Source organism: Dermabacter sp. HMSC08H10, from assembly GCF_001807585.1.
Taxonomy (GTDB): domain Bacteria; phylum Actinomycetota; class Actinomycetes; order Actinomycetales; family Dermabacteraceae; genus Dermabacter; species Dermabacter hominis.
In genome coordinates this window covers 152,949-174,477 of the sequence record NZ_KV789416.1, presented here as the reverse complement: position 1 = coordinate 174,477, position 21,529 = coordinate 152,949, and the positions used below count along the sequence as shown (strand labels likewise).

The 21,529-nt window shown below is 63.8% G+C and carries 16 protein-coding genes; 8 read left to right on the top strand and 8 right to left on the bottom strand.

The features are described from left to right. Nucleotides 1-15 precede the first annotated feature (15 nt). Nucleotides 16-1,344, bottom strand: coding sequence for an MFS transporter (locus HMPREF3176_RS01920; protein ID WP_210386447.1), 1,329 nt, complete (start codon nucleotides 1,342-1,344; stop codon nucleotides 16-18). A 234-nt stretch (nucleotides 1,345-1,578) separates the two neighbouring features. Between HMPREF3176_RS01920 and HMPREF3176_RS01915 the strand changes: the two genes are divergently transcribed. Then, the gene (locus HMPREF3176_RS01915) at nucleotides 1,579-4,434 is read left to right on the top strand and encodes an FAD-binding and (Fe-S)-binding domain-containing protein (protein ID WP_070457745.1); all 2,856 of its coding nucleotides are present in this window, start codon (nucleotides 1,579-1,581) and stop codon (nucleotides 4,432-4,434) included. A gap of 17 nt (nucleotides 4,435-4,451) precedes the next feature. On the opposite strand, the gene HMPREF3176_RS01910 is transcribed toward HMPREF3176_RS01915, so the two are convergent. Both HMPREF3176_RS01910 and HMPREF3176_RS01905 read right to left on the bottom strand, forming a co-directional pair. Next, nucleotides 4,452-5,384: a PI-PLC domain-containing protein gene (locus tag HMPREF3176_RS01910; RefSeq protein WP_083286183.1), complete on the bottom strand. Its 933-nt coding sequence runs from the start codon at nucleotides 5,382-5,384 to the stop codon at nucleotides 4,452-4,454. Nucleotides 5,385-5,497: 113 nt separating this feature from the next. Further along, nucleotides 5,498-7,201, bottom strand: coding sequence for a PHP domain-containing protein (locus HMPREF3176_RS01905; protein ID WP_070457743.1), 1,704 nt, complete (start codon nucleotides 7,199-7,201; stop codon nucleotides 5,498-5,500). 179 nt (nucleotides 7,202-7,380) lie between these two features. Here HMPREF3176_RS01905 and HMPREF3176_RS01900 point away from each other — a divergent pair, with 179 nt between their 5' ends. Continuing rightward, nucleotides 7,381-8,265: a hypothetical protein gene (locus HMPREF3176_RS01900; protein ID WP_070457741.1), complete on the top strand. Its 885-nt coding sequence runs from the start codon at nucleotides 7,381-7,383 to the stop codon at nucleotides 8,263-8,265. A 227-nt stretch (nucleotides 8,266-8,492) separates the two neighbouring features. On the opposite strand, the gene HMPREF3176_RS10515 is transcribed toward HMPREF3176_RS01900, so the two are convergent. The 4 genes from HMPREF3176_RS10515 to HMPREF3176_RS01880 all read right to left on the bottom strand — a co-directional run bounded on the left by HMPREF3176_RS10515 (nucleotide 8,493) and on the right by HMPREF3176_RS01880 (nucleotide 13,021). Beyond that, nucleotides 8,493-9,131, bottom strand: a complete 639-nt coding sequence (locus HMPREF3176_RS10515; RefSeq protein WP_256365627.1) for a phosphotransferase family protein — start codon at nucleotides 9,129-9,131, stop codon at nucleotides 8,493-8,495. Nucleotides 9,132-9,617: 486 nt separating this feature from the next. Continuing rightward, the gene (gene codA / locus HMPREF3176_RS01890; protein ID WP_070457738.1) at nucleotides 9,618-10,886 is read right to left on the bottom strand and encodes a cytosine deaminase; all 1,269 of its coding nucleotides are present in this window, start codon (nucleotides 10,884-10,886) and stop codon (nucleotides 9,618-9,620) included. Nucleotides 10,887-11,060: 174 nt separating this feature from the next. Continuing rightward, nucleotides 11,061-12,374 (bottom strand): cytosine permease, encoded by a 1,314-nt coding sequence (codB, locus tag HMPREF3176_RS01885; protein WP_083286182.1) that lies wholly within the window; start codon nucleotides 12,372-12,374, stop codon nucleotides 11,061-11,063. A gap of 392 nt (nucleotides 12,375-12,766) precedes the next feature. Then, nucleotides 12,767-13,021: a hypothetical protein gene (locus HMPREF3176_RS01880; RefSeq protein WP_070457736.1), complete on the bottom strand. Its 255-nt coding sequence runs from the start codon at nucleotides 13,019-13,021 to the stop codon at nucleotides 12,767-12,769. Between the two features lie 152 nt (nucleotides 13,022-13,173). Here HMPREF3176_RS01880 and HMPREF3176_RS01875 point away from each other — a divergent pair, with 152 nt between their 5' ends. Next, nucleotides 13,174-14,472 (top strand): carboxylate--amine ligase, encoded by a 1,299-nt coding sequence (locus HMPREF3176_RS01875; RefSeq protein ID WP_083286181.1) that lies wholly within the window; start codon nucleotides 13,174-13,176, stop codon nucleotides 14,470-14,472. A 94-nt stretch (nucleotides 14,473-14,566) separates the two neighbouring features. Here HMPREF3176_RS01875 and HMPREF3176_RS01870 read toward each other — a convergent pair whose 3' ends face one another. Then, a complete protein-coding gene (locus HMPREF3176_RS01870) occupies nucleotides 14,567-16,177 on the bottom strand; it encodes an amino acid permease (protein WP_070457735.1) in 1,611 nt (536 codons plus the stop codon). Between the two features lie 269 nt (nucleotides 16,178-16,446). On the opposite strand from HMPREF3176_RS01870, the gene HMPREF3176_RS01865 reads away from it, so the two are divergent. The 5 genes from HMPREF3176_RS01865 to HMPREF3176_RS01845 are packed head-to-tail and all read left to right on the top strand — an operon-like array spanning nucleotide 16,447 to nucleotide 21,491. Continuing rightward, complete coding sequence (locus HMPREF3176_RS01865) at nucleotides 16,447-17,814, top strand: glutamine synthetase family protein (RefSeq protein ID WP_070457733.1); 1,368 nt, start codon at nucleotides 16,447-16,449, stop codon at nucleotides 17,812-17,814. Next, nucleotides 17,807-18,541: a gamma-glutamyl-gamma-aminobutyrate hydrolase family protein gene (locus HMPREF3176_RS01860; RefSeq protein WP_070457731.1), complete on the top strand. Its 735-nt coding sequence runs from the start codon at nucleotides 17,807-17,809 to the stop codon at nucleotides 18,539-18,541. The genes HMPREF3176_RS01865 and HMPREF3176_RS01860 overlap by 8 nt, the downstream gene beginning before the upstream one ends. Continuing rightward, nucleotides 18,538-19,896, top strand: a complete 1,359-nt coding sequence (locus tag HMPREF3176_RS01855; protein ID WP_070457729.1) for an aldehyde dehydrogenase family protein — start codon at nucleotides 18,538-18,540, stop codon at nucleotides 19,894-19,896. Before HMPREF3176_RS01860 ends, HMPREF3176_RS01855 begins: the two co-directional genes overlap by 4 nt. A 32-nt stretch (nucleotides 19,897-19,928) precedes the next feature. Further along, entirely contained in the window at nucleotides 19,929-20,726 is a 798-nt protein-coding gene (locus tag HMPREF3176_RS01850; protein ID WP_034371421.1) for a 3-oxoacyl-ACP reductase, read from the top strand. A 33-nt stretch (nucleotides 20,727-20,759) separates the two neighbouring features. Further along, complete coding sequence (locus HMPREF3176_RS01845) at nucleotides 20,760-21,491, top strand: FadR/GntR family transcriptional regulator (RefSeq protein ID WP_016663592.1); 732 nt, start codon at nucleotides 20,760-20,762, stop codon at nucleotides 21,489-21,491. The last annotated feature ends 38 nt before the right edge of the window (nucleotides 21,492-21,529 follow it).

Genomic DNA, 21,529 nt, shown 5'->3' with positions numbered 1-21,529 from the left:
CGAGCAAAACCTCGTTTACTCGTGAGCGCCGGGCAGGTGTGCCTGCCAGGCGAGCGCGACCTCCACGAGCGTGAGGATCGCAATCACGGCGCCGCCGATCAGCATCGTCGTGTAACTGAAGATCGTGCTGAGCGCCGCGAGGAGCATCGGCACGAAGAAGCCGAGGTAGGCGATTGAGTAGAACACGGCGGTGAGGCCGGCGAGGTCGTCGGGGCCGGCGAGGCGCTGCACTTCGCTGAGGCCCGCGACGAGCGCGAGGCCGTAGCCGCAGCCGAGGGTCGCGGCGGCGATCAGACCGATCGTGAGGCTCGTCGTGGAAGCGGCGCCGGCGGCGAACACCGCGCCGGTCGCCACGATCGCCATCGCGATCACGGAGGCACGCGCGCTTCGATGCGTGTCGATCTTCTTGCCGACCGTCTGAATGCCCACGCCGAAGCCGAGGGTCACGGCGGTCATGATGCCCGCGAACGCGATCGGGTAGTCACCGGCGCGGTCCTTGAGGAGTGCGGGAAGAACGGCGTAGGCGGTGCCGCATGCGCCGAACACCCACGGCGCGACGGGAAGGACGACGCGCAGGAAGCGCTTGTGTGCAGCCTTCGGCACGAGGAGCTTCGACATGAGCGTCTCGGCACCCGACACCGGCTCGTTTTCCTTGGGAAGGTGCCCGCCCGTGCGGGTTTCGGGGGCGGTAAGCAGCCACAGGCCGGTCACGACCGTGATGAGCATGTGCAGCGCGTACGAGGTGCGGGTCGGCCACGGCCCCCACTGCGCGAGGATCGCGGCGACGAGGGCACCGGCAAGGAAGCCCGTGGTGAGGGCGAGCGACGCCCTGCGGGCGCCCGCGGCGGGGCCGGCCCCGGAAGCGTCGGAAATTTCCTTGATCCACGCGGTGCCGATCGCCATGACCAGGCCGAGCGCGAGCCCGCAGAGGATGCGACCAATGCCGATCATGAGGGGCGAGCCGGGGCCAAGCATCAGCAAGAGGCTGCCGAGGAAGCTGAGCGGTGCGGCGGGAAGAAGCACGGGACGGCGGCCGTAAACGTCGGAGAGGGGGCCACCGATCATGAGGGCGGGGACGATGCCGAGAACGTAGGCGCCGAGGAGGCCGTCGACGACAAGGTCGGAGAATTGCGAGACCTCGCGGTACATGACAAGAAGCGGCGTGAATTCGTTGCCACCCCACGCGATCGCGAAAATCGACGCGGCGACCGGCCACCAGGCACCCGCGGGAAGGTCCGGCAGGGGGCGAGAGTCGGCGGGGAGGGTTTCAGGGGTCGCTTCGAGGACATGGGCGTGGTCCGACGCCGGGACGGCCGGCATCGAGGCCGTGTCAGTGGCGCTCACTGGCGTGGGTCTCCTTGGTGTGTACGACGGATGTGGATGGGGGTGCGACTTCGCCGGCGCCAGCTCACCTATCTTGACGTGCACGCCGTGCGAGGCGCTAGCCTTTCGACCCAATTTGTATGTCATTTCATAACTACCAAGCGTTGCGGAACCCCCTGTGGAGCCACCCCGCCGCACGATCCCGCCCCACCGGGGCTAGGGTTAAAGAGTCGTCTACGCCCGCCGGGCGCGCCTATGGAGGATCTCGTGAACACCGCCCCCGCATTCGTCACCGCTGCCGTGCGCGACGAAAGCCGCATCCAGACTCGACTCATCGACAGGGTGGCCGCCGCAAGCGACGCCTCCCACTACCTCTTCACCCCCGAAGCGGTCGTGCTCGCCGACACCGCGCGCGAAGTCGCCGACATCCTCAAGGGCGCAAACGCCGCCAAAAGCCCCGTCGCCTTCCGCTCGGGCGGCACGAGCCTCTCCGGCCAATCCGCAAGCCCGCACGTCCAAATCGACGTGCGCCAAAACTTCCGCCACATCGAAGTCCTCGACGAGGGCGCGCGCGTGCGAGCCGGATCGGGCGCCACAATCGCGCAGGTCAACGCGCGCCTTCGCCGCTTCAAGCGCCGCCTCGGCCCCGACCCGGCAAGCGAAGCCGCGTGCACGATCGGCGGCGTCGTCTCGAACAACTCGAGCGGCATGGCCTGCGGCACGGAGTACAACACCTACAAAACCCTCGAATCGATGGTCATGGTGCTACCGTCGGGCCTCACCCTCGACACGAGCGATCGGGACGGGGCCGACGCTCGCCTGCGCACCAACGCGCCCGACATCCACGAGGGCCTCTCGCGCCTTCGCGAAAGAGTCGTATCGAACCCCGAGAGTGTGCGCATCATTCGCGAGCGCTTCGCACTCAAGAACACGATGGGCTACGGCATCAACGCGTTCCTCGATGCCGAGCGCCCGATCGACATCCTCGAAAAGCTCGTGATCGGAAGCGAGGGAACGCTCGCGTTCATCGCCGAGGCGACGTTCCGCACGGTGCCGATCCCGGCCCTCACGACGACCGCGCTCTCCGTGTTCCCCACGCTCGATGCGGCTACCCGAATCCTGCCCGAGCTCGTGGATTCGGGGGCGGCGACGCTCGAGGTCATGGACTCGACCTCGATCGCGGTGGGCCAGCGGCTCGCCCGCGTGCCCGAGCAAATCCAGGGCTTCGCGCCGAGCACAGAAGCGGCGCTGCTCATCGAGTACCGCGACGATGAGCACGAGAAACTCGTCGCCGCCCAGCGCGCCGGCGAAGAGATCCTGCGCGCCCACGAGCTGCGCTCCCCCGCCGTTTTCTCCGAGGATTCTCGCATGCGCGCGACTGCGTGGGCGCTGCGCAAGGGCCTGTACGCCTCCGTCGCGGGCGCGCGCGAAAGTGGCACAACCGCACTCCTCGAGGACGTCGTGGTCCCGCCCGCGAACCTCGCCGACACGTGCGGTGACCTGCACGAGCTGTTCGACCAACACGGCTACGAGAACTCCGTGATCTTCGGCCACGCGAAAGACGGCAACATCCACTTCATGCTCACCGACCGCTTCGAGAGCGACGCCGCCCGCGAGCGCCTTGGCGCCTTCACCGAGTCGATGGTGGACGTGGTGCTCGCTCGCGGCGGCAACCTCAAGGCCGAGCACGGCACGGGCCGCGCGATGGCGCCGTTCGTGCATCGCCAGTACGGCGACGAACTCTACGAGGTCATGACGAGTATCAAGCGCCTCGTGGATCCCGCGGGGATTCTCAACCCGGGCGTGCTCATCGAGGACGACCCGAAGGCCCACCTCGAGAACTTCAAGCTCAACCCCACGATCGAGGTCGAGGCCGATCGCTGCGTCGAGTGCGGCTACTGCGAGCCGGTATGCCCGAGCAAGGACCTCACGCTCACGCCGCGCCAGCGCATCGTGGTGCGCCGCGCCGAGGAGCGTGCCCGCACCGCGGGCGATGCGACCACGGCGGATGAGCTCGCCAAGGACTACGACTACGAAGGCATCGACACGTGCGCCGTGGACGGCATGTGCGTCACGGCGTGCCCCGTGGGGATCAATACGGGACTTCTCGTCAAGCGACTGCGCCGCGAGAACACGAACGCTGTCGAATCCGGCGCGTGGAAGGCCGCGGCAGCGTCGTGGGGCGCGATCACGCGCGGCGCCGCGGTTGGGCTCTCGGTTGCGGATAAAGTTCCGGCACCTGCCGTGGGGGCGGCAACGAGCGTTGGCCGACGCTTGCTGGGCGAGGACACCGTGCCGAAATACACGAAGGACCTGCCGGCCGGAGGGAAGGCTCGCGGCAACCTCGGCGAGCGCGCAGAGCATCGGGCTGTCGGCTCGAACCTGCCCGGCCGCCTGTTCGGCGCGCCCAATGGCGAGGTCGCGGGCATCTATGTTCCCGCGTGCGTCAACACGATGTTCGGTGGGGCCGCGCCGGGTGGGAACGTCGTCTCCGCGTTCGAAAAACTCCTTGAGAAGGCGGGCCTCGCGCTTCTCATCCCGAAGGGCATCGATTCCACGTGCTGCGGCACCCCGTGGACGTCGAAAGGCAAAGCCAAGGGGCACGAGGTCATCTCGGCGAAGACCCGAAAGGTGGTGGACGCCGTGCGAGAGCTCGACCTGCCAATTGTGAGCGACGCCGTGAGCTGCACCGAGGGCTTCGCGGCGATCCTTGAACGCGACGGCGCCAAAGTCATCGATGCCGTGCAGTTCACCGCCGATCATCTTCTTGAGCGCCTCGACATCGACCGATCAAGCGAACACGTGATTCTCCACCCCACGTGCTCCTCGACCCAGATGGGGCTCAACCCCGCACTCCTGCAGGTTGCCGAAGCGGCATACGCGAAGGTCACCGTGCCCGACGCGTGGGGATGCTGCGCCTTCGCGGGCGATCGCGGCATGCTCCACCCCGAGCTCACAGCCTCGGCAACGGCAGCCGAAGCAGCCGAAGTGAAAGCCCTCGGCGCCGACCACCACGCCTCCCTCAACCGCACGTGCGAAATCGGCATGACCCGCGCAACGGGAAAGACCTACCGCCACGTACTCGAGCTACTCGCCGAGCGCGCGCGGTAGGCCTTCGAGGTTATTCCTTAGGCGGCGCCGCGCTCGAGCAGGAACGCGCGCAGCTCAGCGAGGTCATCGGCGCCCACGACGTCGATGCCCGCATCGAGCTGCATCTGCCACAGGATCTCGCGACGCTTGGGCAGAAGCTCGGGAACACCCCACAGGCGCGAGCGCGCGCCGATCGCGTGGGCACCGTCGGAAAACTCCTTGAGTGAACGGAACTGATCCTCCGGGCGCTCACCGAAGCCCTGCCAGCCCCACGTCTCCCAATCCTCCGAGATGAGTGGCATGTCGAGCGAGCTGATCTCACCGCCGAGGTCACCCTTGTGGCCGTCGGCCGAGCCGAACCGCACCGGGTTGTCCTTGATGAGATCGTACGGGCGACCTCCCGTGTACACCACGCGCACGGGATTCTCGACGACGGTGCCGCAGCGATCCACGTGCCAGAACACGTCGCTGTAGGGCGCAAGCAGCTTCTCGATCGCGGGAAGCTGCTTCTCCCCCTGGTCCTTAATGTCGATGAGGAGCTGGAACGGACCGTCGTAGCCCGGGAACACGTGACCGCCGTTGGAGCGCACGAGCGCCGCGAGCGGCTTCACGTAGAACTCCTCGAGGGAGCGGCCGCTTGCCGTGCCGAGGCGGGTGTGGCCAAGCAGGATCTGCCCGCCCTCAAACCACACGTCCGCCTCAACCGAGCAAAAGCCCTGCGCAAGCGCATCCCACAGCGGGTGCGTGTGCAGGTAATCGTTGTGGGCGTGAGCGCGAGCAAGCGGGCTCTTCGGCGCCCACCCCTCGGGCGCGGGATTCTTCAGGCGCGCATCGAAGGGGTCGTCGAGAAGGCGCGGGGGGTCGTTCTCGTCGCGCTCAAAAAGCGGTGACGCGCTCGCGGGCGCGAGGGCTGCGGCACTCGCGGCGGTCGCGGCGGCTGCGGTCAGGAAGGTCCGACGGTTGAGGGCCATGCAGGGTGTCCTTTCATGCGGTGTGTGTCCTGGGCGGGCAATGGGAAAGAGGCTCGATTCCGCGGGGCATAACCCCCGCGAAACCGGCCCCACTCGTGTTCACGAAACCGTGATCACTCGACCTCGAAGAAGATCGGGTTGGTGTACATCCACGTGTCGATCCACGGGCTTCCTGCGCCGTTCTCGCCACCGTGGGGAATCGGGCCGGCCGGATCAACATCGCTGCCCATCGGGCCCACACCCGAGCGCTTGCCATCGCTTCCGCGCAGGCGAATGTAGCCGCTTTCCTCGACGGCGCCGAGGTCGAATTCGACCGTGAACTTCTCAAGCCCGTGGCCCGCGGTGTCCTTGCGCTCAACGACCTTGGTGTGAGGGGTCGTCGTCGTGTTGACGTCCTCGACCGGGCCAGTGATAAGGCCGCGGATGAGGTCGATGTGCGCGAGCTCCGGGAGGATCCCAGCGGAGTTTTCCTTGGTCGTGGGCGTCACGCTCACGCGCAGGCCAAGCTCGGTGCCGACCTTGACCTTGAGGGTGTCACCGAGAGTCACGGGCTCGGCGCTGTCGTCCTTCGCGAAGAGAACGACCTCGAGACCGGAGATGAGGTGACCGTGCTCAATCCAGATGCGGCCGGCGCGCATGGCCTCCATGACCGCCTCGTAGGAGCGGCTCGTGGCGCCCACGTGCGTGCGGGAGAACTGGCCGGGCCAGTAGTCGCTTCCGCCCTGAGCTTCGTTCGTGTTGACGGGAACGGGGCGGCGACCCGCGCGGTTGAAATTGCCGAGGCTCGCACCTTCCTCCCAGCCGTCACCCTTCGGGTAGTCGCCCACGCGGTAGGTGTCGTGGGTCTTGAGGTGGAAGTCGGAATTCGAGGTGATCCAGTAGCGGCGGCCCTCAGAGAGCAGCGAGTCCCACATGCCACCCACGACCGAGGTGAGGTAGTCGAAGCCGCCGCGCGTGCGGAAGGCTTCGTCGGGGTAGTGCGGGTACGAGTCCTTGCGGCGGCTGTTCTCGTATTCGCCGCGCTGGAACTTCGGGTCGCGATTGAGGCCGAAAGCCGAGCCCTGGGCACCGGGGGCGCCTTCCATACCGAGGTAAATGTCGGGGTCCGCGTCGTGCCACGCGCGAAGCTCGAGCGGCGAGTCGATGCAGTAGCGGCTCGGGTGGTTCGCGATCACGATCGCGTCATCGATGAAGCCTTCGCGCTTCTGCTGGCCGAGCCACGCGATGGCCTCGCATGCCTTCTCCTGCTGGAAGGTCTCTTTTTCTGAGCCGAGTTCGGGCTTCTCCCAGCCGTTGAGCTTGCCGTCGAACGCGAGCTCGAACGTGCGCAGGACGCGCGCTTCGTTGATGCCGGGGGCGACGAGAACGGTGCAGTGCTCAGCCGCGGGGATGTACCACTCGATGCCCTGAAGGACCATGAGCTTACGTTCATCGCGCGCCTTGCGGATGAGGCGGTTCGCCTCCCACACGCCACCTTCGTTGGCATGGCCCCAGTTCGAGTGCTCGGTGAAGGCGATGACGTCCACGCCGAACTCTTCGGCCTTGTCCATGATCATTTCCATCGTGTACTTCGCGTCGTGGCTGTAGAGCGAGTGCACGTGGTGGTCAACGACGAGCCATTCAAGACCGGTCTCGGCAGGCGCGAGGTCCGTGCCTTCGGCCGCGTCGGTGGTGGTCACGGGGGTTTCTTCGGCGATAGCGGAGCCGGTGGTTGCGGCCGCGGCGGCACCGAGGGCACCGGCGGCAACGCTGCCGCGGAGCACGGTGCGTCGGCTCGGGGCGAGCGAGGAGGCTTGGGGGGAGCGAAGCTCGGTCATGGGGAATCTTTCTCTCAGGGCGTCGGGAAGACCAATCAGAACGCTAGAGGGAGGAAGTGAATGGCGAGTAACGACTTGGGGGCGAATTCTGACACCATCTAGTTACCCCTCGTTCACTAAGGCCTGTCACAGTTGTCCTCGCTAACCCACTCCCCGCGCCCCAAGGAACGTGTAGAACCATGCAGCTCTCCCTCTCGCTCCGCCGCTCAGCTGCCCTCGCCGGCGCCGCTGCGCTCCTCGCCCTCCCCCAAGTTGCCGCAGCGGCAACCGAGGTCACCCTCGACGATTCCGTGACGGCCACGATTGAGAATGCCGAGGGCGTCCAGGCACATGGCGCACTCGATGCAGACCCCTTCACCTACACCGTGAAATCTCGCGTGAAGTGCGAAGAGCCCTACGTTGACGGCGCCCGCACCGTCTTCGTCCAGGGTGAAAGCGAGAAGGCTACCCGCGTGGTCATGTCGGGTATCGACTCTCTCGAAAAAGACGGCACGGTCGTCAACCCGATCGACGCGAGCTTCGTGGACGTCGCCGCCGAGGGCAAGGCAAACCTCCAGATCGAATGCGTGAAGATCGACAACGGCATTCCTCAGCCGGCACCCGAAGCGATCGTCCAGCCGCTCACGATCACGAAAGAAGAGTGGAAAATGGAGGGCGTGAGCTTTAAGGAAGCCGCTCCCGAAGAGCCTTCCGACGAAACCCCAGAGAAGAAGCCCACCGATTCCGCACCGGCTCCCGCACCGGCCGAGCCCACCAACGGCGCAGTGCCCGCCCCGGCAGAGCCCACCGATGGCACGGCACCTGGCACGGGTGAGGACGATGACGCTGCAGCCCCGGCAGTGCCTCCGAAGGGCAACGATTCCGACGGTGGCAAGCCCACCGGTGGCGCGAAGACTGACCCCTCGAAGCAGGCACCCGCGAAACCCACGAATGCTTCGCGAAGTGATCGCGGCATCTCGGGATTCATGCCTCGCACGGGCGCCGAAATCGCCGCGACGGCAGTTCTCGCTCTCGCGCTGATCGGCGGCGGCATCTTCGCCGTCGTGCGCATGCGCAAGAACTAAACAGCACGACGCACAAGGGAGGGCCCGGGCAGTTGCCCGGGCCAGACCTTCTTCAATCAGGACCTCTCGCGAGTCGCGTGACAGCCGCTCATGCAACACGAAGATGTCAATGTTTCGGCAACTGGAGTGATCTCTAAGTGACCGAACTGCTGCAAGAACACCAGGAACATAGCGATCGTCGCAAGAAAACACCACGGCAACACTTACAGAGTCGCGATCGTCTTTCTCTACCACAGTCCGATTTCAATCTCAGCATCACCGGCTAGATCCGCCCGGATTCCGCTAATTCGCCCTCCGACCCAAGGTAGCGACGGAGCAAAACCATCCCTGTCAACTTCGGCCAAATGAGTCGCTATCTCCAATTTCCTTAAACAGAGCAGATCCTGCAGGTACTGACCACTCGGTCTAGATCCGTCTACTAGGCGGAAGTAGGTTTCTAAAGCTTCCCTCGCAGCTGTTTGGTAACCAGCCCGGACTAGCGAAGCCGCAAAAGCAACCGCATCGTACAAAGGATCGCCGACGCCGGCCGCGCCCCAGTCGATTATCGCCAACGACCCATTGTCCACCAAAATAAGATTTTCAAAATGCAGATCGCCATGTATAGGGACACATTCTGGCAGGCGACACCCATCAAATCGGGCAGAAAGGCGCTCTAACGCAACATTCCAGGCCGCATCCCCGGAAAACACACACTTTGCTCGTTCCAAAACCGCTGACGGAGTATAGGCAATCGGCCTAGCGGCTTTTACAAAAGCGACGCTACGCTGTAATTGTCTCTGCGCCTCAACCAAGGCTCGCATGGCATCTACCGCCCTGGCGGTGTCCCATCGCTCAAGATTCTGGCCAGCTATCCATCTGCTACACATCACGGTTACAGGACTATCGCCAACCACGTCATTCACATATCTGGCGCCGCAGGCAGTTCTCTTCAGCCCTATAAGCCCGCCCCCAGGATCGCCTAACATGGCGTCCATTACCTCGGCGGTAAACTCTCGGTCAGAGCGGGCAATCCGCCCGTTTTGTATCGCAACCCTGACCGTCCACGCGTGATCGGCTTCAGTAAGCTTACCGATCCAATCAGATTCGTGCTGCACAAACCTTAGCTCCGCGCCAGGGCTCAGCTCCCAATGTGTTGACAAAACGTGCCGCACTCCATCTAGAACAACCGACTTACTCATCGCCCCCTGCACCCCCTACAATTTCCCTTAATCTCCTTGAGTAGTCCGTCCACTCCGCGACAAAGCTATCGTTCGATTCGAACGCAATTGACCTTTCGAACGCCTTCTGTTGCCATACAGACCTAAGCGCCTCCCTTGTCGCGATGAGGCGTGCACCGCGCGCGAATGTACTTCTCAGAGGTTGGCTACATATAGCCGAGGGGACGCCTGACCCCAGTACACCTCGCAGGTTGCCGGCTCCGTCTTCGCCACAAGCTTGCCGTCCCTGTAGGAGCGAACGACGGGCGCATTGAAGTTGAGCGCCTCAACCCAGTTCGGCGCATCGAGCACGATAAACCGCGCGGGGTTGCCCACCTCGATGCCGTAGTTGTCGAGGTGGAGGGTGCGCGCCGCATTGTGGGTCACGAAGTTGTAGGACTCCGCGATCTGCGGATAGCCCATCATCTGCGTGACATACAGGCCGTTCAGCACAACGTCACGAAGATTCCCCGTGCCGAGCGGGTTCCACGGGTCGCGGATATCGTCGGTCCCGAAACTCACGTTGATCCCGGCCTCCGTGAGCTCCTTGACGCGCGTCACGCCGCGGCGCTTCGGGTACGTATCCATGCGTCCCTGCAAATGCGTGTTCACCATGGGGTTTGACACGAAGTTGATGCCGCTCATCGTCAGCAGGCGAAGCAGACGAACGAAGTACGCGTTGTTATAGGAATGCATCGCGGTCGTGTGCGAAGCGGTGACCTTCTCCCCCATGCCGAACTCGAGGGCGCGCGTCGCGAGAGTCTCGAGGCCGCGCGAGGCCTCATCGTCGATCTCATCGCAGTGCACATCCATGAGCAGGCCACGATCACGCGCAAGCTCGCACGCGAAATTGAGGGAATCCACCGAATACTCGCGCGTGAACTCGAAGTGAGGAATCGCGCCAATCGCATCGACGCCCATATCAGCAGCCTTGACCATGAGGTCGCGGCCGTTCGGGAAGGAATCGATACCCTCCTGCGGGAACGCCACAATCTGGAGCGTAATGAGGTCGGCAAGCTCGTCGCGAAGCTCAAGCAACGCACGAAGGGCCGTGAGCTCGGGATCGGTCACATCCACGTGGGTGCGCACGTACTGCACACCGAAGCTCGCCTGGTCACGCGCGACACGGCGCACGCGAGTTTTGACATCCTCAACACTCAGAGTCTTCTTCCGCTCGCTCCAGCGCTCGATCCCCTCAAAAAGCGTGCCGCTCATATTCCACTTCGGCTCGCCCGCGGTGAGAACCGAGTCGAGGTGAATGTGGCTCTCCACAAACGGCGGGAGCGCGAGGCGCCCCTCGGCGTCCCATGTCTCTTCGCCCGGCTCCGCGGTGAGATTCGGTTCGATGTGGGTGAAGCAAGCGTCGGAAATGCGAAGGTCAACCAAGCCCTCGCGGCCCGGAAGGGAAACGTTCTGAATGAGCACAGCGAAGCCTTTCTGTTGGAGCGGGGGAACTGAGGTGAGGGAACGGGGTGACCCGCGCGGGTGAAAACCGCCGAGCACCCCGCACGTAAAGCCGCCCACGTGAGCGACCCTCCGGGGAACTAGTGCGGCACGACCCACCTGAGAGAGGCGACCGCGCCGCACCCACAAGTGTTTTTAGCGGCGCTTCGTCAAGGCTACGCCCACGAGGTGAATGGCGATCGCGACCGCAACCGCGTTGATCGCCGAGATGCCCCACGGCACGAAGTAGCCCACGAGACCACCAGCAATGACGCCGATGACCGCGTGCGGAGCGATCGTCTGCTCTTTCGCGTTCGGGTCGAGGTAGGCGTGCTTGCGCACCAGGAAGTCAGCGATGAGGATCGCACCGATCGGCGGGAGTGCCGCGTTGAGGAAGCTCAGCCAGCCCACGAAGTTGTCATACAGCCACAGCGCGCTCACCGTGCCGAAAATGCCCGCGATGAGAGTCATGGGTCGGGTGCGCACGCGCGTGATGTTCGAAAAGCCCAGGCCGGAGGTGTACAGGGCGTTGTTGTTGGTCGTCCAAATATTCGCGCCGAGCACGAGAATCGCAGGAATCGCGAGACCCTGGGCAATCATGACGTAGAAGATGTCATCCTTGCCGGTGAACGCCCCGCCCACCGCACCGAAGCTGAACATGAGGGTGTTGCCAAGGAAGAACGCGATCACCGTCGTGATGACGGCAACCTTCGCCGAGCGAGCAAAGCGCGTGAAGTTCGGGGTCGCCGTGCCGCCAGAAATGAAGGAACCCACGACCATCCCGATGCCGGTCACGATCGGCATCGACCCGCCACCGAACACCTCGACAAGACCGCCGGCCTTGCTGGTTGCCGTGACCATCGAGTACGTGCCGAGGATCGCGATAAGAGGAACGGAAATGAAGGAGACGACCTCGATCGCTTTCATCCCGAAGTAGGCGGAAGCAGTCATGGCGGCGCCGGCCACGATCACGATCCACCAGGGGCTGATGTGAAGGAGCTCGGCGACGGGGATACCCAGCATCGCAACACCCACGCCGAACCATCCCATCTGGGTCAGGCCCACGAGGGCGGAGGCCAAAAGCGAGCCGCGACGGCCGAAGGCACGACGGGCGAGGAGGTCAAGCCCCATGCCGGTCTTCGCGCCAAGGTAGGCGAGGCCACCGGTGTAGATCGCGAGCACGAGCCCGCCGAGCGTCGTGGCCCAGACGAAGCCGCCAAGATCGAGACCGTTGCCGATCTTCGCGCCGACGCTCATAGAGGCGGAGAAGAAAGTAAATCCGAGCATCACGAAGCCCACGGCCCAAAAACCGTGGCGCGCGGATGCGGGAACTGGGGTGAAGCTGAAGTCGGCGTCGTGGCCGTTTGCTTCGATCGGGGCCGACCCCGAGGCCGTCACTGCGGTCTCGTCGATTGAGGGGCCGGCGATAATGGGGGTGGTTGCGGGGCGCTCAGGCGCTGTGGTGCTCATGCACATTCCTCACGTGAAAACGGGACAAAGGCATGGCTGTACCCGGATCACATGAAGTGCTCGCATGGCTCTCTGTCCATGTCCGTGCACAACCGTTGGAAGGCTAGCACCCATCCCGCGCCCTCGGGAGCAATTCGAGGCTTCTAGTGGCGCGGCTCGCGTTTGCGGGCAGCAATTTTTCATGCGGCCCGGCTCTCCCAGCTGCCCCCATCTGGCCAGTTCCCCAGTTCCCCCAGTCACCGGGCTCCACCAGCTGCCCAGCTCCCCCAGTCGCACAGCTCCCCAGCCGTCTTTCCCCCAGTCACCGTCGCACTTCATGAAAAAACTGAGCCGCCCCCGGCCCAACAGCCGGCCAACAGCCCAGTTTCTTCATAAACCGGAACGGCAGCGCGTCAGTGCTGCGCCGCCGCCGAGTCCCCATCGCCTCCATCGCCGAGTTCGTGGGCCTTGTCTTGGGCGGCGCCCGCAACGTCAACGACCTTGTCGGTAACACCCTTGGCCTGAGGGAACTTCTCCTCGGCCTTCGCGGCGAGGTCAACAACGGCGTCCGCTGCAGCATCAACGCCTGCGGGAATCTTGTCTTTCGCCGTGTCCGCGATGGACTGCGCGGCATCTTTAACCTTGTCGAGGGGGCTGCTGTCGTTCATTGGTACTCCTTCGGAGAGGGGCGCCCCGCGAGGGCGCCACTTTTTTAGCGTTGAATAATTTTACGAACACTTTGTGCGAGCAAACAGAGAGCACCAAAACTGCTGTTCGATAAACTCAAGCGCCGGATGTTTCCCAGCGAAAGGCGTTTCACGTGGCCATCTCGAACCTCACTGTCTCCCAGCCCGGCCCCACACCGGGGATCAGCAAAGGCGGCACGGAGTTCGATGTCGTGATCCTCGGCGCGGGCCTCAACTCGCTCAACGTCTCGATTGCCTTTCACAAGGCCTACGGCATGCGTTCACTCACCGTGATGCGCACCCCTGTCGCGATGAACGAACGCACTGTCACAAGCGCTCACGTCGCTATCGGTGCTGGGGCAAGCGAGTGCGATCTCAAGGATGCGCTCGTTCAGCTTGCGAAAGACAAGCCCGTCAAGCGACCGACGCTCTTGCTCGCGAATGCCGATTCGTTCATTTCCTTCATCGACACGTACCGGGCCGAGCTCGAGGAGCACTACCTTCTCGCGCAAATTGATTCCGCTTCCCTCGCGAAGCTGGCCGACAAGGCCCACTTCCAAGAAGCGTGCAACGAGCTCGACATTCCGACGATTCCCACGGCCGTTGTTGACTTCTCCCGGTACGGCGAAGCCGATTTTGACGCGCCCGAGCAGCTTCCGTGGGCCTACCCAATCATCGGCAAACCCGCGAACACCGCCGATTATTCGCGCGTCAAGTTCCCCGGCAAGCGCAAAGTATTCGTGCTCAAGTCGCAGGCCGAATACAAGGAACTCGTGGCAAAGCTCGGGGACGCTGGCTTCACGGGGCGGTTCCTCTTCCAGGAGCTCATCGAGGGTGACGACACATCCGAATACTCCATCACCGGCTACCGCTCGCGCTCGGGCGAAGTGACGCTCACATGCGCTGCGCAGGTGTTGCTGGGCGAGCACACGCCCGATGCGCTCGGCCGCCCCGCAGCGATGCTCACCGGTCCTCACCGGGCGATCGTCGCGCAGTTCGAAAAACTCCTCGACCACGTGGACTACGTCGGCTTCGCCAATGTTGATCTCAAGGTCGACCCGCGTAACGGAACGGCCTACTTCCTCGAACTCAATCCGCGGCTCGGACGCAACAACCACTACGTCACCGCGGCAGGCGGCTCCTACCCCGAGCACATTGTCGCGGACCTCATCGACAACGCACCCCTTGAGCGTGTGCGCGCCGAGGAGCAGCACCTCTATTCGATCCTCCCCATGCGCCTCGTGAAGCACTACGTCACCGAACCCGAACTGCGCGCTCAGCTCGATTCCGCCGTTCGCGCCCACGGCGTGGACAACCCCTACCGCTATGCCCCGGAGGGTGCGTGGATGAAGGGCTTCGCTCTCGCTTCGGGTCTGCGCCAGGTGCAGAAGTTCCGGAAGTACTACCCGAAGGCTACGCGCACCGGGTTCTAACCGCGCGTGAACCTCGTGGGCGGTCCGGGGAAGCCGCAGAGCTTCCCCGGGCCGCTTCTCCTATGAAGAAAGAATGAGAAACGCCTGCTGAGGCCTAGTCTCGAGCGGGTGCTACCTCGCTCTCACCGGGCTGGTCGTCACGTTCACCGTCATCCACGAGATCGTCGAGGTTCACGACGTCGAGGCCTCCCGAGAGCGCGTACTCTTCTTCGGGGCTCAGAATCAGCCGGTGGCGGCCCCATAGCCAGAAGGTAATGAGCATGACCGCGTAGATCACGATGATCGCGATGATCGCGGGCAGGTAGTCAGGGTTGAGGAGGAAGCCCAGGAAGATGAGCGCGGAGATGACGGCGGCGATGATCGCTCCAGAGTTTCCCCACGGCGATTTGTAGGGACGCTTCGCGTTCGGGAATCGCTTGCGCAGCACGAGGAACGACACCATCTGCATGAGGTAGGCGACGACGGCACCCCAGGCAGCGATGTTGAGAACAACCGCACCGGCGATTCCGCCCTCGCCACCGGCAAGATCGACGCCCACAAGGGCGCAAAAACCGATGACGGCGCCGGCGATAAGGGCAACCCACGGCGTCTGCGTGCGCCCCGTGAGCGAGAGGAACTTCGGGTAGTAGCCCGCACGCGAGAGCGAATACATGTTGCGCCCGTAGGCGAACATGATGCCTTGAAGTGAGGCAAGCAGGCCCACGAGCGCGAAGAGTGCGAGGACGGCAGCGAGACCGTCGCCTACGATCGCGCGGAAGCCGTCGAGGAGCGGTTCGCTTGCCCCGGCGGTCGTTTCCGCGCCGAGCACGCCGGTGTTCAGAACGAGCACGAGAAGGCCGGTAACGACGAGCGTGAAGCGGGCCCACAGTGCCGCCTTGGGAATGTCACGTACGGGGTTGTGGGCCTCTTCGGCTGCGAGCGGCAGCTCCTCGATACCGAGGAAGAACCACATGGCAAAGGGCAGAGCGAACAGGATCGGGAGGAAACCGTGAGGCAAGAAGGCCGAACCGCCCGCGTCGGGAACGATGTTGAAGAGTGAATCCCATGAGAAAGCCCCGGAGAACAGCGCCATCGCACTGAAGACGAGCAGGATCACGATCGAAATGATCGACACCAGAATGGCGAACCTGAACGATACCGCTGCGCCCGAGGAGTTCAGCACCACGAAGATCGTGTAAAGGATGAGCCACCACACGGGTTTTGGCAGGTCAACGCCAAGGAGTTGCGATACCACCGCGTCGGCGTAACCCGAGGAGAAGTAGACGATCACGGCGGTTGTCGCGACGTACTCGATCGTTTCGGCAAGGCCCGTCACGAAGCCTGCATAGGGCCCCATGGCCGCTCTCGCGAACGAGTACGCGCCTCCGGTGTGGGGCATGGCGGCGGCCATTTCGTTGATCGAGAAGATGAGGCCGTAGTACATGACGATGAGAATCGCGTAGGCGATGAGCATCCCGCCGAAGCCCGCGAAATCCACGCCGAAGTTCCAGCCGGAAAAGTTACCGGAAACGACCGCGCCGACCGCGAGGCCCCAGAGTCCGAAAATGCCGGCCGCGCGCTTGAGCTGACGTTTTTCAAAATATTCGGTATCCGCCGTTCGATAGGTGACGCCACCGACCTTGGTGACTTCCCCCGATTGCGTGGAGGGTGAGGCGGGTGATGCTGCCGTGCGTTGAGGAGATTGACGATCGTTTTGATCAGCCATTGCATACCTTCCGTAGTGACGAGACCACGTTGACTCGTGTGTGCTGCCCCACACTACTCGCCTAATGGTTGGATTTCCACGCTTTTGTAGAAATTTATTGGCATGAGTTGTAGACAATCGACCCGGAACACCCAGCACTTTGCCAGACTTTCGGGTTGCATAGCTCACATCGTGTGGTCTAATGGTTGCCAGACCGATGTTTAGTCAATGGCTTGCATCGCCACGTAAGGGCCCCGCCAGGCCACACCGAAGCACAATGAGGAGCTTCCATGTCAGGCAACGAAGGAATGCTGACGTTCTCAGAACTCACCAACCGCATCCACGCCGGCGATATCGACACCGTGATTCTCGGATTCACGGACATGCAAGGCCGACTCGTAGGCAAGCGCATCTCCGCTCGCCTCTTTCTCGACTCCGTCGCCGAACACGGAGCCGAGTGCTGCAACTACCTCCTCGCCGTCGACATCGACAACAACACTGTGGACGGCTACAAGATCTCCAGCTGGAAGAGCGGCTACGGCGACATGGTCATGAAGCCAGACTTGGCCACGCTGCGCCAGGTCCCGTGGATCGAGGGCTCCGCACAGGTCACCGCGGACCTCCTCACGACCTCGGGCGAGGAAGTCGGCCCCGCCCCGCGCAGTGTCCTCAAGAAGCAGCGCGCTCGCCTCGAGGAGCGCGGCTGGACGTGCATGGGCGCGACGGAACTCGAATTCCTGATTTTCGACGACACCTACCGTGAAGCGTGGGCCAAGGGCTACAACGACCTCACCCCCGCAAGCGACTACAACACCGACTACGACATTCAGGCCTCCACTCGCCTCGAACCGCTTCTTCGCGACATCCGCAATTCCATGGACGCGGCCGGCATGTACTGCGAGGGCGTCAAAGGCGAATGCAACCCCGGCCAGCAAGAGATCGCTTTCCTTTACGACGACGTGCTTACCACGTGCGACAACCACAGCCTCTACCGCACGGGCGCCAAGGAGATCGCCGAAAGGCACGGCAAGTCCATCACCTTCATGGCGAAGTTCAACCAGCGCGAAGGCAACTCGTGCCACATTCACATGAGCCTGCGCGACAAGGACGACAACCCCGTGTTCGCCGATGAATCCCGCGAAGGCGGGCGCAGCGTCATCATGGATCAGTTCCTCGCGGGGCAGATCGCCGCTGCGCGCGAACTCGCCCTCATGTTCGCTCCCAACATCAACTCGTACAAGCGCTATCAGCCCGGCACATTCGCACCGACCACTCTCGCGTGGGGCCTCGACAACCGCTCGTGTGCCTTCCGAGTCGTGGGCCACGGCAAATCGCTGCGCTTCGAGAACCGCATTCCCGGCGGCGACGTCAATCAATATCTCGCGATGGCCGCGATGATCGCCGCGGGTCTCCACGGCATCGACAACGAGCTCTCCCTCGAGGAGGAGCTCGTGGGCAACGGCTACGAAAGTGACAAGCCGAGGGTGCCGACGACGCTCCGCGAAGCCGCCGACCTGTTCGAGAACTCCGAGATTGCCCATGCCGCCTTTGGCGAGGACGTCGTTGAGCACTACACGCGGGCTGCCCGGGTCGAACTCGAGGCGTTCGATGCCGCCGTCACGGATTGGGAGCGCGTGAGGGGCTTCGAACGTGGCTAGCGCACCCATCATCGGTATCTCGACATACCTCGAACCTGCCACGTGCGGGGTATGGGATACGCGCGCATCCTTCCTGCACGAGGCCTACCTTCAGGCGGTCCTCGATGCCGGAGGCGTGCCAGTCCTGTTGCCTCCGCAACCGTCGGAACATGAACGCGCTGCCCAGGTCCTCGCCCGCCTAGACGGGCTCATCCTCGCGGGCGGGGCCGACGTCAACCCGGCCCGGTATGGCGAGCAGCCGCACGAGAGGACCGGGGCGCCGCGCGATGATCGCGACGAGTGGGAAATCGCTCTATACGAGGCGGCACGCAGCACCGGGTTGCCCGTGCTCGCGATCTGTCGCGGCATGCAGATCGTCAACACCGTCCACTCGGGCACGCTAATCCAGCACCTGCCCGACGTCGTGGGCTCGGATCGATACCAGCCCGCCCCGGGCGTGTTCGGCTCGGTGGACATCGAGATCACCGAAGGCTCGACGCTCGCGAGCATCCTCGGCAGCAGCGCGCACGACATCCCCGTGTACCACCATCAGGCGGTCGCGAAGGTCGGCAGCGGTCTCACGGTCACCGCTCGCACGTCCGACGGCACCATCCAGGCCCTCGAGTCACCATCAGCCCGGGGCTTCTTCCTTGCCGTCCAATGGCATCCCGAACAACAAAGCGACGACCGCAGACTCTTCGAAGCCCTCGTCAATGCCACGCCCCACACCTCTAAGGAGCGCCCATGACTACGTTCGACATCATCAACCCCGCGACCGAGGAGTTCATTCGCAGCATCGAGCTCGTCGACGTCGAGGCAACTGACGACGCCATCGCCAAGGCCGTCGTTGCACAAAAGCGCTGGGCGGCCACCGCTCCAGCCTCGCGAGCACAGGTTCTACGGAGTTTTGCCCGCATCGTCGCCGAGCGCAACGAGGAGCTCGCCCAGATCGAGGTTGCCAATGCCGGCCACCCCATTGGGCAAGCCCGGTGGGAAGCGCAAAACGTTGCGAATGTCCTCGAGTACTACGCAGCAGCGCCCGAACGGCTCATCGGCGAGCAGATTCCCGTCGAGGGCGGCGTGAACGTGACGTTCCATGAGGCGGTAGGCGTCGTCGGCATCATCACCCCGTGGAACTTCCCCATGCCAATCGCCGCGTGGGGCTTCGCACCCGCGCTCGCGGCGGGCTGCGCCGTGGTTCTCAAGCCTGCCGAATGGACACCGCTCACGGCGATCCGCATTGCCGAGCTCGCCCTCGAGGCCGGCCTTCCCGAGGACCTTCTCACGGTTCTTCCCGGCAAAGGATCGGTCGTCGGCAACCGGTTCGTCACGCATCCCGACGTGCGAAAAGTCGTGTTCACCGGCTCAACGTCAACGGGGAAGACGATCATGCGTGGCTGCGCCGAACAGGTCAAGACCCTCACGCTCGAACTCGGCGGAAAGAACGCGAACATCGTGTTTGCCGATTCCGACCTCGAGAAGGCAGCCGCCGCAGCCCCCGCGGGGGTTTTCGACAACGCCGGGCAGGATTGCTGCTCGCGCTCACGGATCCTCGTCGAAAAATCCGTGTGCGAGAAGTTCATGGAGCTCTTCGAGCCCGCCGTCAAAGCGTTCCGGGTTGGTGACCCCGCGAAGGACGACACCGAAATGGGGCCGCTCGTGGCGAAAGCCCACCTCGACAAGGTCACCGGATACGTGGACGACGAATCGCTTGTCGCCTTTAGAGGGAGTGCACCGTCGGGCCCCGGCTTCTGGTTCCCGCCCACCGTGCTCACGCCCGAACGCACGCACCGAACGGTGCACGAGGAGATTTTCGGCCCTGTCGTCACCGTGCTGCCGTTCGAGGACGAGGCCGATGCACTCGCCCTCGCAAACGACACCGAGTACGGGCTTTCGGGCTCGATCTGGACTCGTGACATCGGCCGCGCGCTTCGCGTGTCGCGCGGGGTCGAGGCGGGGAACCTCTCCGTCAACTCCCACTCGTCGGTGCGGTACTCCACGCCGTTCGGCGGGTTCAAGCAGTCCGGTCTAGGCAGGGAACAGGGGCCCGACGCTCCCCTCGCCTTCACCGAAACCAAGAATGTTTTTTTCGCGCAGGACTAGCCATCATCCACCCCTTGTAGAAAGGTTTTGACATGTCAGAGACGACTATCGACAAGATTGATCTCACCCAACGCCTGAAGGGCAAGGTCGCCGTGATTACGGGCGGCAGCTCCGGTATTGGGCTTGCGACCGCCCGCCGGTTCGCGGCCGAAGGCGCCACGGTCGTCATCGGCGATCTCGATGCGACCAACGGCGAGGCGGCTGCCAAGGAGGTCGGCGGCCTCTTCGTCGAAACGAACGTCACGAGCGAAGAGCAGGTCAACCACTTGTTCGACGAAGCAGCTCGCGTGTACGGCTCGGTCGATATCGCGTTCAACAACGCCGGGATTTCGCCCGCGGATGACGATTCGATTGAGACGACCGAGCTTCCCGCGTGGGAGAAGGTGCAGGACGTCAACCTGAAATCGGTCTACCTGTGCTCGCGCGCAGCGCTTCGCCACATGACGAAGCAGCAGTCCGGTTCGATCATCAACACGGCTAGCTTCGTGGCGGTGATGGGCTCGGCGACCTCGCAGATTTCCTACACGGCCTCCAAGGGTGGGGTGCTTGCGATGACGCGCGAGCTCGGCGTGCAGTTCGCCCGTCAGGGCATTCGCGTCAACGCCCTGTGCCCGGGGCCCGTCGCCACTCCCCTGCTTCAGGAGCTTTTCGCCAAGGATCCGGAGCGTGCTCAGCGTCGACTCGTGCACGTTCCGGTTGGGCGATTCGGTGACGCGAAGGAGCTTGCGGCGGCCGTCGCGTTCTTGGCGAGTGACGACGCTTCCTTCATCACGGCGTCGACGTTCCTGGTCGACGGTGGTCTCAGCGCCGCCTACGTCACGCCGCTCTGAGCCGTCGCGACGCGTGTGACAAGATGTTGAGCGATGACTGAGCTGCCTGATCCCGCCCCCGTGCTGAACTCCTGGGTTCTGTTGAAGCCAGGGGCGGCCTCGAACGCTTTCGAGGGGACCGTGCACAGGCTTGTTCAATCGCTCAAACTTGGGCTCGTTGCTCCGGGGGAAAAGCTTCCTCCGGAGCGCGAGCTCGCATCGATGCTCGGGGTTTCGCGCGACACCGTTCGCGAGGCCATCTCGGCTCTCGTTGAGGCGGGTTACCTCGAAGCGAAACGGGGCCGTTACGGCGGGACGTTCGCAAAGAATCCGCTTCCCACCTCGAGCGCGCTTTCGGAGACCTCGAGTCGCGTCGCGTCCATCATCGACACTCTCGCCCTTCGGGCGGTTGTCGAGGTGGGGATCGTGCGCAGGCTCGCCCGCCAAGAGCTTTCACGCGAAAGCCGCGAACGGCTGTGGCGCGCCCACGAGGAATGCCAGGGTGCCGACCTGGCTGACTACCGCAAGTACGACACCCGCCTGCATCTACTCATGGGGGAACTCGTTGACGCTCCCTCCCTCGTTCCGGTTCTCGCCGATATCCGCATGCGGGTCAACGAGCTTCTTGACCAGATCCCTCTGCTCCAGCCCAATATTGAGCACTCGTGCGAGCAGCATCAAAGGATCGTCCAGGCCATTCTTCGCGGACGGCCGGATGTGGCCTCGGTCGAGATGGAGGAGCACCTCGCGGGAACCGAGGCGCTTCTGCGAGGCTTCCTCGACTAGTCACAGCTCACTCCCCCGCGGCGTTTTAGGGGATTGAT